The organism is Streptomyces sp. NBC_01454, from assembly GCF_036227565.1.
Taxonomy (GTDB): Bacteria; Actinomycetota; Actinomycetes; order Streptomycetales; family Streptomycetaceae; genus Streptomyces.
The window spans coordinates 91,274-104,353 of the sequence record NZ_CP109461.1 but is presented as its reverse complement, the minus strand read 5'-3'; the positions used below and the strand labels follow the sequence as shown (position 1 = coordinate 104,353).

Below are 13,080 nucleotides of genomic sequence, written 5' to 3'. Positions count from 1 at the left end.
TCATGCGGCGGTGGCCAGCGTAGTTGATCGCTGTTCGTAGGTGATCGGGCTGATCTGGCCGAGGCGGGAGTGCCGTCGGCGGGTGTTGTAGCGGGTCGCCCAGCGGAAGACCGCGAGGCGGGCCTCACTGGCCCCGTTCCACCGCTTGCGGCCCTGGAGCGTTTCGCGCTTCATGGTCGCGTTCAGACTCTCCGCGGCGGCGTTGTCCGCACTTGTGCCGACCGTGCCTCGCGATCTGGTCACGCCCAGCTCCGAGCAGACCTGGGCGAACTCCTTCGACACATATTGCGCCCCGTTGTCGCTGTGAAATATCGCCCCGCGCAGGCCGTCCCCGCCGCGGGCCCTCGCTGCGGCCCTGAGCGCGTCGGTGACCAGCGAGGTCCGCATGTGGTCGGCGATCGACCAGCCCGTCAGGCGTTTCGAGCACAGGTCCAACACCGTTGCCAGATAAAGGAATTGGCCGTTGCCGATCGGGAGATAGGTGATGTCGCCCACGTACTTGGTGTTCGGCACCGGGGCAGCAAAGTCCCGCTGGAGCAGGTCCGGCACCGGTGTCGCCGACGGCTCGGGAATGGTGGTGCGGACCTTCTTGCGCAGGTGCAGCCCGACGATGTGGAACTTGCGCATGACGCGCTCGACCCGCTTGTGATTGACCGGCTTCCCGGCCTCCTTCAGCTCGGCGGTGACGCGCGGAACCCCATAGGTGCCGTCCGATTCCTGATGGATCCGGTTGATGCGCTCGGCGAGCTCGGCATCCGCCCTCGCCCGGCTGGCCCGCGCGGATGCGCCGGCCAGCCACCGGTAGAAGCCGGAACGCGAGACCGCGAGTACCCGGCACAGCCGCTTGACGCCGAAGGCGCCACGGTGATCCTCGACGAACTGGAAGCGGCTGCTCACCAACTGGTCTCCGCCGCAAAATACTTCGCGGCCCTCCGCAGGATCTCCCGCTCGAGCTCGAGTTCCTTCACCCGCGCCCTCAGCTGCCGGTTCTCCTTCTCCATCGCGGTGGCCTCCACCGCCCCGGGCCGGGCGGCCTGCTCGGCATCCCGCACCCACGTGCGGAGCGTCTCGTGGTTGACGCCCAGGTCCTTGGCCACCGACGCGTACGTCCCACCCGGGCTCGAGTGATACAGCGCGACGGCATCGGCCCGGAACTCAGGCGAGTACTTCGACGTCCCCAACGGGAACTCCTGTCCTATGGATCATCACGATCCAATGATCAGGGTGTCCACGCTCAAGGGGAAACGCCCGTAGTGCCTCGCGACCTCGACAATCTCCGGGTTACGGACCGCGATCCCGGCGACGTGGTCGGTGGTGACCGTCTTCTCGTTGTCCGTGAGGACGTAGGCCGGGACCCCGCCGATCCTTCGCAGCGTGGCGTCCAGACAGGCGGTGACGGTCGGCAGCGTCTTGTCCCAGATCGGGATGACGACGCGGAAACGAGACCAGGCCAGCCACGCGCAGAACAGGGTCGTCTTCCTGCCCTTGATCACCGGGCCGTCGCCGAAGTCGTACTGAAGCCAGAGCCCGGGCTCGGTCACCCACGGTCGATAGACCCGCCGCCGACCTGCCCTGAACTGGGCTTTTGCCTCGGCGACGGTGCGGCGGGTGGTCCGTTCCCCGCCAGTGAAGCCCATCGCGGCGATCCTCTTGTGGACCACGTCCGCGCGGATCTTGCCCTGCGAGCGGACCACCAGCTCCTCGATCTTCGGCAGATAGTCGTCGATCTGCCGGGCCCGGTGGCGGCGCTTGTCGGGCTGCTGTCCTGCGGCCCGCATCTTCACATACCGGGCCACCGTGTGGTGGTCGCACCCGGCCAGCTCCGCCGCGGCGCGGTAACTGCCCGTGAGGTCGTAAGCCTCAAGGATTTCCATGATCTCGTGTGCCACGAACGCGGAAGGAGCGCGCAATGTAGGCAAGCTCTCTCAAAGCGATGCTATGTGAGAGATGAAGGAATTGGCCCTTCGGAGCCGCCTTGCAGGAGGAGGCTTCAAACCCCCACATGCTGCGGAAGCGGTGACGCGACCGTGGTGAGCGATGTGGAAAAGGCGCCCGAGAGGCGTCAGGTAGGGATCAGGAAGACGAACGCAAGTGAACCACTGCTGAAGTGTCGTTATGGAGAATCAAGTGGCATCGAAACCGGGCCCTGAGATTGTGTCCGGGATAAGCCTGACGGGAAACCTGTCTACTGGTCAGGCGGTGTCCGGCATGGAGGTGGCGTGAGCCTGATCTGCCGCTCTCGCATGGAACGTGGGAAGGCACGTCCCGACACAGCACTCGCCCAAGGGTAGTGCGAGAGGGAGCCCTCCAAGCGGCTGAACCGCAAGGAGCTGAGTACCGTCGCGGGACGCGTTGGCGGACCGGTCCGTAGTAGTGCCGAAGCCTCTGTAATGGGGGTGGAGCGAAGGGACCGGGTCATCCGTGGCTGTGTGTGTCAGGTCAACCGGACGTTCTCCGGGAGGAGCCGATGGACAAGCTGAAAGCACCGGACAAGCCGTTCAGTATCTCCAAGTGGGAAGTACTGGAGGCATATCGGGAGGTGAAAAGGAATCAGGGAGCACCAGGGGTGGATGGGCAGTCCATCGACGACTTCGAGGAGGATCTGAAGGGCAACCTTTATAGAATCTGGAACAGGATGTCGTCAGGGACGTACTTTCCTCCTCCGGTGCGTGCGGTGGAGATCCCGAAGCAGCATGGTGGAGGCACGAGAATGCTCGGCATTCCCACCGTGGCGGATCGTGTGGCGCAAACCGTAGTAGCCAGACACCTGGCAGTCCGCGTGGAGCCTGTGTTCCACAAGGATTCCTACGGATATCGACCTTATCGGTCGGCCCTTGACGCGGTGGAAACCTGCCGACGGCGCTGCTGGAAGGACAACTGGGTTATCGATCTCGATATTCAGAAGTTCTTCGACAGCGTCCGGTGGGACCTCGTTGTCAAGGCTGTGGAGGCTCACACCGACGCCGTTTGGGTGAAGTTGTATGTTAAGCGGTGGCTCGAAGCGCCGCTTCAACTGCCCGACGGCACCTTGCAGAAGCGGAGCCAAGGAACCCCTCAGGGATCGGCGGTTTCGCCCGTGCTGGCGAACCTGTTCATGCACTACGCGTTTGACATGTGGCTCGCCCGGAACCACCCGGACGTCACGTTCGAACGCTATGCCGACGACGCGGTCGTGCACTGCATCAACATCCGCCAGGCGCGGAGGGTGTTGGCAGGGCTCACGGACAGGATGGAAGAAGTCGGGCTGCGGCTGCATCCCGACAAGACCAGGATCGTGTACCTCAAGGATGGGAGGCGACGTGGCTCGTACGAGAACACGTCGTTCACCTTCCTCGGATTCACGTTCCGAGCCCGCGGGGCGCGGAACAGGGACGGTGAGAGAAGAAGATCAGCCGGGAAGTCCGCTCGTGGCGGCTGCACCGGAAGACCCAGTTCACCTTCACCGAACTCGCCCAGCGGATCAACCCCGTTGTACGCGGGTGGATGCAGTACTTCGGCGCGTTCTGTCGCTCCGCGCTGTATCCCCTCCTCCAGCGCATTAATGCCTACCTGTTGCGCTGGGTCCGCAGGAAGTACAAGCGGCTCCGGGCATTCAAGAAGGCCCACAGGTGCTGGAAACGCGTGATCCGCCAGTACCCCAGGCTCTTCGCCCACTGGGCATGGATGCCGGACGTGTGGTGACCAGGACGACAAGAGCGGAGTGACGAGAGATTGTCACGCTCCGTTCTGAGGGAGCCCGGAGGTGAGATCCCTCCGGGCCACCCGACCCTGCTGTTCTTCACCCGCTCCAGCGTCGTCGAGCGGGATTACTCGGAGCGAGCGGGGAGAAATCTGGCCGTACACGGGAACCCATGCCGTACGTGGGGAAAACCGTGGCCATAGATTGCGCCGTATATGGCCGCCACCAGGGAGCTTACGGAGACCGCCGTCAGCCGGATCGCGGCAGGTGGGACCGTAGGTGGGACGGCGGACTGTCCAGGGTGGTCTAGAGCGGACTACCCTCGCGGCATGAGCATGCCGACAGGCCACCCGTTGCCGCCCTACCAGCTGGCGGCCGGCAAACTGCGCAAGCAGATCCAGGAAGGCAAGCTGAAGCCCGGCGACCGGCTCCCTTCCTCACGCGAACTGCGCGCGGAACTCGGCATCGCCAACGCCACCGTCCACAGCGCCCTACGGGTACTGCGCGATGAGGGGCTGGTCTACTCCGTCCCCAACCGCGGCACCTACGTCAGCGACCCCACCAGCGCGGAACACACGGGCCAATTCAAGATCGATTACACCCCGCCCGCCTGGTACAGCGCCGCCAAGGAAGAGACCGCCTCCGCCAACAAGACGGCCCCCTCCTCCGTGACCGACGTCCTCACCCAGACCCTGGAGCAGCTGCGCGAGATGGCTGCGGAGATCACCGCCCTCAAGCAGCACGTCGAGACTCTTGAGGGCAAGGTCCAGAAGCTAGAGCAGAAAGACGCTCGCTGAGGCGACCGGCACGCTCACGCACCTCAGCCATCTCCCGGTTCAACTGCGCAGCCGCCTCCGCGATCGCAGCCAGCAGCCTCAGATCCGTCTCGTTCACGGCGCACATCCCCGATTCGTCTGTCATTTCGCTTCCACCCCAGTTAGCGCCCGCGTCCTTACCAACCCGCGCACCAAATCGGTTGGTTGAGGTAGCGGAAGCGGCACAACCACCCTGGTAAGCCCCCGGAAGCCTTGGTAAGCACGGTCCCGCTCACCACGCACCGGCACCCGGCCTACGCACTGTCGCCTGACACCAGCACCACCTTGCGGGCAGCGCACAGCCGCCACAGCGGCATATCCCGCCCACCGGCCGGCATCACCCCGGGGACCCGCCACAGGGGAAACAGACCGCAGCCGCAGCCCGCATGACGGCACGTTTCTGCACTCACCGCTCACCGCGAACACGGCGCACTCCTCCACTCCGTCGGACCCATACAGGTGGGCGGAGAAGATACGCGTAATAGCCACCACTTCGTAGCAGAGCGTGACGATCGAATGCGATGAGTGTGCGTACGTTCCGTGATCTGGCCCGGACCCCGCTGCCGGGTTCGCCTCTGTCTATGGTGGCCGCTGTCAGTCGGTACCGGCGGCGGCACCAGCGCCCCGCAGACCTACACCCGGCTGTCGTCGCCCGGCATCTGACGCCCGGGACACCGGGGCCGGCCGTCGCTGATTGCCAACGGCCTGTCGGACAAGGCACCCTTGCTGACCGGCCACATGTCCCCCAACTCACCCGTCCGAGCGACAACAAGAATGCCATACCGTCCGAAACTGCACTCGGAAGCTCGTCCGGTACGCGGGCCTGTTGCTTGGCGTCCCCCAGCTCGTGCTGCTGGTGCGTCACCGGTCCGTCTGTGCATCGCCGTCGTCAGCCAGGTCTCGGGTTTGCGAGACGTACCTTGTCAGCTCGTCCGCGGCGTCATACATCGCCGCGGACTGCCGGGCTGCCTCTCCGGCGTCGAAGCGGTCGGAGTCGAGGCCCATCGCGATCTCTGCGGACGCGGCGAAACCGTGGCCAGCCACCCTCAGCGCCAGTGCGGTCACCGCCATCTGCTGGTAAGCGCACGGCAGCCTGTCGATATTGTGTTCGGCGAACTGCGCGAGAGAGAACGACCGGGACGCCTCCGCCGTCAGCATCGCCGACGCACTGCGCTCATACCCGGTCAACCGGCCCCTGTCCACATCGGCCTGCAGCTCGCCGCCACGCAGCCCCTCCTCAATCTGCTCCACCAGCGCCTTCAGGACGCCGAGGAACTGCGCAGCCTCACCCCGCTCTCCCCTCGGGTGGTGTTTCCCTGGAGACCGGTTGACCCTGATCCCCGCACTGAGTGACTCGATCGCCCGCTTCAGACGAAGCGCTTCCGGCAGTGGGATCACGTGAGCACGGGCACCACGCGATTCGTCATTGCTCATGCCCCAGCAGCGTAGTGAGCCCGAGCCCAGCAGACGGCGACAACGGACACACCTCACCCGCTACAAAGCGCAGCACAGAGCGCCACGCCCAGGGGTATTCCGCACCGTCGGGCTCCAGGCGTGCGGATCCCTCGATTCTGCGGCCGGTAGAGTCCGACGTCGCAGCGCTGCAGAGTTGGTGACCACCGTGATCGCCCAGGACCCGAGTTGGTGGTGGTCAACGCATGGCCTGTACCACTGTCCCGTGCGGCGGCGTCGGGATCATGAGGGCCGGCCCTTCGGCGGGCTGGTAGCGGGAAGCCATGCCCAGAAAAAGAGCAAACAGGGCCGGAGCGTGACCGCCGACCCCGACTGGGGGCTACTTCGATGCGGCGGAGCACGCCGGCGCCCGCGCGGCCTCCGCCCGCGACCTGGCCCAGCTCGGCCGCCCCGCAGGACCACGAGCTTGCACTTCGAGCACGCGCTCAGACTCAGGAAACCAGGGTTCGACCGGACCAGGTCAGGGACCGCGTCGGTCTCGATGCCGGGGTCGCCCGGGCGGAGTCGGCCTGCGTGCTCGGGGCGGGCACGGCCGCTGCCACGCCCTGGCCGTCCACAGGTGTCCGACGTGCCCGGGCCTGGTCATCGAGGGCCGGCAGAGCGCCCACGACCCGCCAGGCCCCTGGGGTGGGGGCAGACGATCCGCAGGAGGCAGGAATACTCAGTGCGACCACGCGCCGCTGACCGTGCATCTGACGGTGATCGCGCAGTCCAACCGGCAACGGGAATAGGCCGTTTGGTAGTCTCTTGCGGCTCAGTGTGGTGGTGGGCCGACGATCGAACCGATCGCCCCGCCGACCGCGACGACGAGCAGCAGGAAGAGCAAACATCCCTTGGTGGAGAACTGCACGATGACCCCCTTTGTCGCTCTGTATGAGGAACCATCGGTGCAGCGGCCGGTTCAGCGGGCGGATGGATCGCTTTAGCTGGGCCGCTGGCGACTCTCGTGAACTGCTCTGGTCAGTACAGTTCGGTCTCGACGAACCCGGCGTCTGCCGCCTCGGCGAAGCTGAAGGCGGCGGCAGCAGCAACAGGGTCGAAGGGTAGCAGCGGGCTGTCTTTCAGCGTCAGGCCCATGCCGGCCAGCTTCGCCTTGACCTCGTCGATCGACTTCGCCCCGAAGTTGCGGACCTGGAGCAGCTCCGCTTCTGATCGGGCCACGAGCTCACCCACCGAGTGGACGGCCTCACGCTTGAGGCAGTTGTAGGAGCGGACCGACAGTTCCAGCTCCTCGATGGGCAGCGCCAGGTCCTCAGTGAGTGCGGCGTCCGTCGGCCACGGGCCCATGTCGATGCCCTCGGCGTCGACATTCAGCTCGCGCGCCAGAGCGAACAGCTCGACCAGGGTCTTGCCGGCCGACGCCATGGCGACGCGCGGACGCATGGACTGCTTGGTCGCGACGTCGACGATCAGCTTGTCGAAGTCGGTGCGCTGTCCGACACGGGTCGCCTCGACCTTGTAGGTGACCTTGAGCACCGGGCTGTAGATCGAGTCGACCGGAATCCTGCCGGTCTCCTGGCCCACCTGCTTGTTCTGGACGGCAGAGACGTAGCCGCGACCGCGCTCGACTGTCAGCTCCATCTCCAGCTTGCCCTTGCCGTTGAGCGTGGCGAGGACCAGGTCGGGGTTGTGCACCTCGACACCTGCCGGCGGGGCGATGTCCCGGGCGGTGACCAGGCCCGGGCCCTGCCTGCGCAGGCTCATCACGGCCGGCTCGTCGTGCTCGGAGGAGACGGCGAGCTGCTTGATGTTGAGGATCAGGTCGGTGACATCCTCCTTGACGCCCGGCACGGTGGTGAACTCGTGCCCAACGCCGTCGATCCGGACGCTGGTGACAGCAGCGCCGGGGATCGAGGACAGGAGCGCGCGGCGCAAGGAGTTGCCGAGGGTGTGGCCGAAGCCCGGCTCCAGCGGCTCGATCACGAACCGCGAGCCAGACTCGTCAACAACCTCTTCGGTCAACGAGGGACGCTGAGCGATCAGCATAGAGGTGCTACCTCCGTTCGGCGCTCGCCATGTGACGCCGTAGACCCAGCAAGGATAGAGGCGAGACGGCGTCACAACAGGTCGCACCGCCCGGTCCGGGGTGGTCGACGAGTTCTTTACCCCGAGCAGACACGGAATTGGCCTGCACGTATCGGCAGGGGGTGCCGGTCAGGTCAGCGTCCCTTCTGCGGGTCAGACGTTGGCCAACGAGAGACCAAGCAGCGGCCAGAAAACGGCATGGCTACCTGTTGTTCACCGTCAACCTCTACCCGCATAGACCGTGGTCTTGGCGCCATGGCGTCAAGAGCGCGGATCCAGCCGGGCCCGACCACTGAGCCCCCATGCGATCGACACAACGACTCGCCTCCGCGACCACCGCCATCGCGCTGACCGCCGCAGGGCTGGCCCTCGCCACCGGCAGCGCCCGCCCCGCCCCGCCCCGGCGGGGCGGGGCGGGGCGGGGCGGGGCGGGGCGGGGCGGGGCGGGGCGGGGCGGGGCGGGGCGGGGCGGGGCGGGGCGGGGCGGGGCGGGGCGGGGCGGGGCGGGGCGGGGCGGGGCGGGGCGGGGCGGGCAAAGCTGCCTCCTAGCCTGCTCGGTATGACTGACACCTTCGAGCACGCTCCCCGAGTGTGGACAGCGGGGCAACTGCGGGACGCGCTGGACAGCGTGCCACACGACACACCGGTCAGCATCGGCGTCGCGGACGGCCCCGGTGACTTCGATTGGTACAGCCACTTCGTGCTCGTGGGCTTCGAGACGGGGATCCCGAACGGCCCGCCGGTGCCAGGATGCAGCCGCAGGGCACCGAGGTGGACTACATGCTGATGGCGGACTATCCAGCAGGCCGCTACCACCACGCCGAAGCCTGACCCCGACGACCATGTCCATGATCGGCGAACCCTCCAGGCCGACACCCGAAGACCGGGGCGGCTCACCTGGCGCAGCCATGATGCACGCATTTCGTCGGTCGAGTCGGTCACCGTACGAAAGACGATTCGGCGCAGCACAGACGCCCGAGATGGTCACAGCCCCGCCGGGCACCACGACCAGGGCCACTCACCCCCTCATCATCCGGAGTGGCACATTCCTGCCCACAACGTCCCCATCCCGAACGGCAATCAACACGCGGCGAGTCGCGACAAGCTCGCGAACCAGGCTGGCCAGTGGTGTGGGGAGGAGGCCGGCGAACTGCCGAATGCAGTCGTGACGACGTCCCCGTCAGCGTGGACGTCGGTGACCGTGATGTGAGATACACACCCTCAGCAAGGAGCAAAAAGCCCCTCTGACCTGGGCATTTGGCTTGATCACTAGAATCGAGTCCTAGCCTATGCAATGTCCACCTGGTCTGCTGTGGTCCATGGCAACGGCGAATGTCCAGGTCAGGGGTTCTCGCGTGCTTCCGTGCGCTCTCGTGTGTGAGAGATGTGTGAGACGAGGTGAGACGAAGAGCCGTTTGGTCGCACGGCACCCCGACGGGTCTCCGGTGCGGCGGGACACCCCGCTCCGACCGGCCCTGCGCAGAACTCCGGCCGGCCGGGTGGCTTGCCCATCGTCTCGGGGGTAGAGCCGAGTGATCGTCACAGCGCTGGCGACCTCGGGGGGGGGCCTGCGCAGGCGGCCTTGGTGCGCCGCCGAGAGGACGAGCGATCATAGGTAGGGTCGGTCACTCGAGGGGGACGCCGGTCAGTCCTCATCAAAGGGTAGCGCCGGCTCGTCGCCCCCGAGGCCCCCGTCGTCGTAGACGGCTTCGGAAGCGACTCTGTCATATGCATCAGCGAGGTCTGCGCCACTTGCCCCGAGGATGCTCTCCCAGTCTGTTCCCATGGGTGCGACTCTATTCGAGCTCCTGGAGGAGCTTGGCGATGTGGGCGTTGATCTCGTCGGCCCAGGCGAAGATCCGCTCCTCCTCTTCAGGGGCGATGCGCGAGAGCGCCGGCGGGCGAGGATGGCACTCTCGCGTATCGGCTCGACGAGCAGGTCTGCGGCGTTGACGCGGCGCGAGACTCATCACGAGCTCGCACCTGGCCTCGTCCGTTCCTCACGCTGCGGGCGACGTACCGCAATAGAGGGGACGCCCGGATTCACGAGACTGGTGTACGTGGCTACGCGCTGCACACGCGCACGAGGGAGGCCTTGAGGGTGGATCCGTTGGCGTACGGTTCCACAGTCTGCGAGCTGGTCACATCACTCAGGCAAGGCGTGGGCGCGAGCACCGAGGAGATCATGCGGGCCGTCCGGTGGCGAAAGCTCGAGACGGTGAACGTCTACGGTCGGGAGTTCAACCCGGCCGCCCGCAACAGCGTCATGCGCCTGGGTCTGTGACCTCTCCAGCCGATTTGTTGCGGACATCACGCATCCGGGCGTCGAGAGCTGCCTGGGTCTCAGGGTCGAGCTCGTAGTCGCTGGCGGTTTCAGGGTTGACGTCCAGCGCGTGAGAGTGGAAGGCCTCCCGCTCGGCGGAGAGTTGCTGGATGGTCTGGGTGATCCGGTGGATCTTCTGGCGCAGCCTCTCCCATTCCTGCTCGGCGAGGGCGAGCTCGGCGAGCTGGTTCTGGATCTCAGTCTCGTTCTCGCGGGCGTAGTTGTCGCTGACCAATGTGATCAGAGGAACCCCGAGAGCCTCGGCAGCGGTGACCGCCTCGTCGAGCCTGACCGCGCGGGTCTGCTGCTCGATGCGTGTGATGGCGGTGGAGTCGACGTTCGCGCCGAGCAGCTCGGCCATGCGCCGCGCCAGCTCTGCCTGGCTGATGCCGAGGCGTTCGCGTTCTTGACGAAGCCGGCGGGCGAATAGGTCCCCGGGCAGTGGGTTCATGGCGGTTTGGTACTTCCTGGTCAAGATCGCGATCGACGGGGCGTGTGAGGGTGACCCGCCTCGAAATCGAGCAGGCCAGCGTCGCAGCAGTGCTGGAGCGGCACATTACACATCTCGCACTGCGGATTCCACAGGCGTCCGCCACGGCGCTGCGGTCACGCGCCACGATGCCGATTCACCTCGTTTCCGAGTCCCTTTGGACTCTTTATCGATACACCTTTTGCACGCCTCTGCCGTCCGCTATTCGAATGGGGTAGATTAGTCACTGCAGATGCGCACGTATACGAGCAAGCGGGGGAGTCGACAGCATGCCACCGATCACTTCAGTCTCTATCGCCGCCCGTCCGGGTGGGCGAGCTGCGCTTGTTGCCTTGTGACTCACTGTCATGCCACCGAATGATTCGAAAGGTGAGAGGAAAGAACCATGACGAAGATCTACGAGGCAGCCGTCCTCACACATGCCTCCCTGCCGAATGCAGCCTGGGACCTGACCAGCTTCCTGACGAACGCCAAGTCCCAGATCCAGCTCTGGGGCGGTTCTCTGCTCATGCTGCTCGGTGCTGTCGGCCTGGTCTGGGGCGGCGTGCTCCTGATCAAGAAGCTGATGGCCAACCCGCAGTCCGCGGGTCAGCAGCAGGGCTGGGGCACGATCGCGCTCCTCATTCTCGTCGGCGGAGCCCTGGGCACCGGCGGGTGGGCGCTGATTTCGACGGTCGGTTCCGGCGGCCAGCAGACCATCACGGACCTCGGCGGCGGCACGGTGATCGTCCAGACCGTCGATCAGTTCAGCGACTTCCTGAGCGGCCCTTCCAAGTAAGAGGCCGTCACAGGCCGCGCACACGACCGGGGACAGAGGCGTCGAGCGAATCCGGTCGGTTGAGGTGCAAGGCCTCCTCCGGCCCGGTTCGCCATATCCGGGCCCGCAGCACGGTGCAGGCACGAAAGAGAGCAGAACATGGGGATCAAGGACAAAGCGCTGGCCTTCAGCAGGAAGTTCAAGCTCGACTCGCACCACGCGATCGAGCGTTTTGGGGTGTTCTTCGGCATCTTCGCTGTCACGGGCGTCATCGTGATCAGCGCATCGGGGGCCTCGGCGTACCAGGCGGAGCATGACTCGCTGTCGCAGACGGCTCTGTACACCAGCGACTTCAAGACCTCGAAGACGAATCTCGACGGCACCGTCGACGGGGTCTATACCAACGAGAGCGGCAACAAGGCGCTCGTGATGATGCACTTCAGTCCGACCGCTCAGATCTCGTACAACGCCGCGGACTACAGGGCGTTCCTGCTCGGGTCGGACACCTCACTGAACAGCGAGTCGGTCAGCACCAGCGGGATCAAGGGCTCCTTCTACGCCTTCGGCTCGACCGGCTACGTCGGGGTCCTCCTGAACGCCGACCGGCCCTTCGACCGCCAGGTGTTGAACCTGACGGTCCGTGCGAACGCTGAACTCACCACGCCCGGAGCGGCGCAGGCGCAGAGCAGCGGCAAGCTGGCCGGCGACGAGACCTTTTCCAAATACGACCAGTGGCGGGTCTTCTTCAACCCCGGCGCATCCGGGGTCCGGAAGATCGCGGCGCTCAACGCCCTGACCTTCGACCCGGCGCAGGCCTACTACGAGGTCGCACTCAAGGAGAAGGAGGCCGACGCCAGGGACGCCCTGGACCAGAAGCTCGTCGAGATGCGCACGAATCTGACGCAGATTCAGTCGTACACCTCCGACCTGCAGACGACGAAGATCGACGGCCTGTTCCTGCGTCCGCCGACCGTTCCGGTCTCGATTGCCACCGACAAGATCACGGGCGTCTCCGCGGCCGAGGCCAAGGACGGCGTCTCGACGCTGGCACTGCAGACCAAACACGTCGTCCCGGGCGGCTTCGACCTCAACTGGCGTGCAGGCAACGTCTACGACGGCTACCTCGACGCCCTGGTGCCGGCCGGTCAGAGCTACGCCCAGTTCTTCACCAAGAAGCGTGACGAGGGCTCGGATCCGACGAGCCAGCAGATCTCGGGCATGCAGTGGACCCTTTCGGACGGCACCAGCCTCACCAAGGACTACCAGTCCTCTGACGTGACGATGCGCCCTCTCATGAACATCATGAACAACCTTTCACAGGCGTATCAGAACTACTCCAGAAACAAGTCGCAGTACGAGTCGGATCTGTCGCTCGACCTGCTCCGACTGGACGCGAGCCTGCGGGACGTGCAGTCCAATAGCACCATTCGCGACGACAAGGAGTTCCTCACCACTCTCCATTGAGTGTGGTGAGGAAGTGACGCATCCCGTTACCTGGCATTGAGCCAGAAAGGAAAG

Annotated in this window: 12 protein-coding genes and 2 pseudogenes; 7 read left to right on the top strand and 7 right to left on the bottom strand. The window is 65.6% G+C overall.

Features of this window, described 5'->3' with window-relative positions:
* Window positions 1-1,181, bottom strand: a protein-coding gene (locus OIU81_RS37140; RefSeq protein WP_329142686.1) for an IS3 family transposase whose coding sequence is annotated in 2 segments (ribosomal slippage) — window positions 1-914 and window positions 914-1,181 — 1,182 coding nt in all. Because the reading frame shifts where the segments join, the coding sequence is not laid out codon by codon here.
* Between the two features lie 66 nt (window positions 1,182-1,247).
* A pseudogene (locus OIU81_RS37135) lies at window positions 1,248-1,874 on the bottom strand (IS21 family transposase); the annotation flags it as partial.
* A gap of 593 nt (window positions 1,875-2,467) precedes the next feature.
* Between OIU81_RS37135 and ltrA the strand changes: the two are divergent.
* The 3 genes and pseudogenes from ltrA to OIU81_RS37125 all read left to right on the top strand — a co-directional run.
* Window positions 2,468-3,334, top strand: a pseudogene (gene ltrA, locus OIU81_RS37130) (group II intron reverse transcriptase/maturase); the annotation flags it as partial.
* A 53-nt stretch (window positions 3,335-3,387) separates the two neighbouring features.
* Window positions 3,388-3,681: a group II intron maturase-specific domain-containing protein gene (locus OIU81_RS42510; protein WP_443074897.1), complete on the top strand. Its 294-nt coding sequence runs from the start codon at window positions 3,388-3,390 to the stop codon at window positions 3,679-3,681.
* A gap of 327 nt (window positions 3,682-4,008) precedes the next feature.
* Window positions 4,009-4,476, top strand: a complete 468-nt coding sequence (locus OIU81_RS37125; RefSeq protein ID WP_329142688.1) for an SCO5717 family growth-regulating ATPase — start codon at window positions 4,009-4,011, stop codon at window positions 4,474-4,476.
* Window positions 4,477-5,355: 879 nt separating this feature from the next.
* On the opposite strand, the gene OIU81_RS37120 is transcribed toward OIU81_RS37125, so the two are convergent.
* Window positions 5,356-5,928, bottom strand: coding sequence for a hypothetical protein (locus OIU81_RS37120; RefSeq protein WP_329142689.1), 573 nt, complete (start codon window positions 5,926-5,928; stop codon window positions 5,356-5,358).
* 999 nt (window positions 5,929-6,927) lie between these two features.
* Window positions 6,928-7,953, bottom strand: a complete 1,026-nt coding sequence (locus OIU81_RS37115; RefSeq protein ID WP_329142690.1) for a DNA-directed RNA polymerase subunit alpha — start codon at window positions 7,951-7,953, stop codon at window positions 6,928-6,930.
* Between the two features lie 598 nt (window positions 7,954-8,551).
* Here OIU81_RS37115 and OIU81_RS37110 point away from each other — a divergent pair.
* Window positions 8,552-8,779 (top strand): DUF6225 family protein, encoded by a 228-nt coding sequence (locus tag OIU81_RS37110; protein WP_329331978.1) that lies wholly within the window; start codon window positions 8,552-8,554, stop codon window positions 8,777-8,779.
* A gap of 858 nt (window positions 8,780-9,637) precedes the next feature.
* On the opposite strand, the gene OIU81_RS37105 is transcribed toward OIU81_RS37110, so the two are convergent.
* Window positions 9,638-9,778, bottom strand: coding sequence for a hypothetical protein (locus tag OIU81_RS37105; RefSeq protein ID WP_329142692.1), 141 nt, complete (start codon window positions 9,776-9,778; stop codon window positions 9,638-9,640).
* A 10-nt stretch (window positions 9,779-9,788) separates the two neighbouring features.
* Window positions 9,789-9,962 (bottom strand): hypothetical protein, encoded by a 174-nt coding sequence (locus OIU81_RS37100; protein WP_329142693.1) that lies wholly within the window; start codon window positions 9,960-9,962, stop codon window positions 9,789-9,791.
* Window positions 9,963-10,093: 131 nt separating this feature from the next.
* Between OIU81_RS37100 and OIU81_RS37095 the strand changes: the two genes are divergently transcribed.
* On the top strand, window positions 10,094-10,276 hold the full coding sequence (locus OIU81_RS37095; RefSeq protein ID WP_329142694.1) for a hypothetical protein: 183 nt from the start codon (window positions 10,094-10,096) through the stop codon (window positions 10,274-10,276).
* On the opposite strand, the gene OIU81_RS37090 is transcribed toward OIU81_RS37095, so the two are convergent.
* Window positions 10,257-10,766, bottom strand: a complete 510-nt coding sequence (locus tag OIU81_RS37090) for a helix-turn-helix domain-containing protein (protein WP_329142695.1) — start codon at window positions 10,764-10,766, stop codon at window positions 10,257-10,259. The two genes, OIU81_RS37095 and OIU81_RS37090, sit on opposite strands and share 20 nt — an antisense overlap.
* A gap of 424 nt (window positions 10,767-11,190) precedes the next feature.
* Between OIU81_RS37090 and OIU81_RS37085 the strand changes: the two genes are divergently transcribed.
* Entirely contained in the window at window positions 11,191-11,583 is a 393-nt protein-coding gene (locus tag OIU81_RS37085; protein ID WP_329142696.1) for a hypothetical protein, read from the top strand.
* A gap of 138 nt (window positions 11,584-11,721) precedes the next feature.
* Window positions 11,722-13,026: a hypothetical protein gene (locus tag OIU81_RS37080; RefSeq protein ID WP_329142697.1), complete on the top strand. Its 1,305-nt coding sequence runs from the start codon at window positions 11,722-11,724 to the stop codon at window positions 13,024-13,026.
* Window positions 13,027-13,080 lie beyond the last annotated feature (54 nt).

What these genes read in the sequence shown, in the direction of transcription:
- OIU81_RS37125 (WP_329142688.1), top strand. Translation starts at nt 4,009, where the DNA reads ATGAGCATGCCGACAGGCCACCCGTTGCCGCCCTACCAGCTGGCGGCC.
- OIU81_RS37120 (WP_329142689.1), bottom strand. Translation starts at nt 5,928, where the DNA reads ATGAGCAATGACGAATCGCGTGGTGCCCGTGCTCACGTGATCCCACTG.
- OIU81_RS37115 (WP_329142690.1), bottom strand. Translation starts at nt 7,953, where the DNA reads ATGCTGATCGCTCAGCGTCCCTCGTTGACCGAAGAGGTTGTTGACGAG.
- OIU81_RS37110 (WP_329331978.1), top strand. Translation starts at nt 8,552, where the DNA reads ATGACTGACACCTTCGAGCACGCTCCCCGAGTGTGGACAGCGGGGCAA.
- OIU81_RS37105 (WP_329142692.1), bottom strand. Translation starts at nt 9,778, where the DNA reads ATGGGAACAGACTGGGAGAGCATCCTCGGGGCAAGTGGCGCAGACCTC.
- OIU81_RS37100 (WP_329142693.1), bottom strand. Translation starts at nt 9,962, where the DNA reads ATGAGTCTCGCGCCGCGTCAACGCCGCAGACCTGCTCGTCGAGCCGAT.
- OIU81_RS37090 (WP_329142695.1), bottom strand. Translation starts at nt 10,766, where the DNA reads ATGAACCCACTGCCCGGGGACCTATTCGCCCGCCGGCTTCGTCAAGAA.
- OIU81_RS37085 (WP_329142696.1), top strand. Translation starts at nt 11,191, where the DNA reads ATGACGAAGATCTACGAGGCAGCCGTCCTCACACATGCCTCCCTGCCG.
- OIU81_RS37080 (WP_329142697.1), top strand. Translation starts at nt 11,722, where the DNA reads ATGGGGATCAAGGACAAAGCGCTGGCCTTCAGCAGGAAGTTCAAGCTC.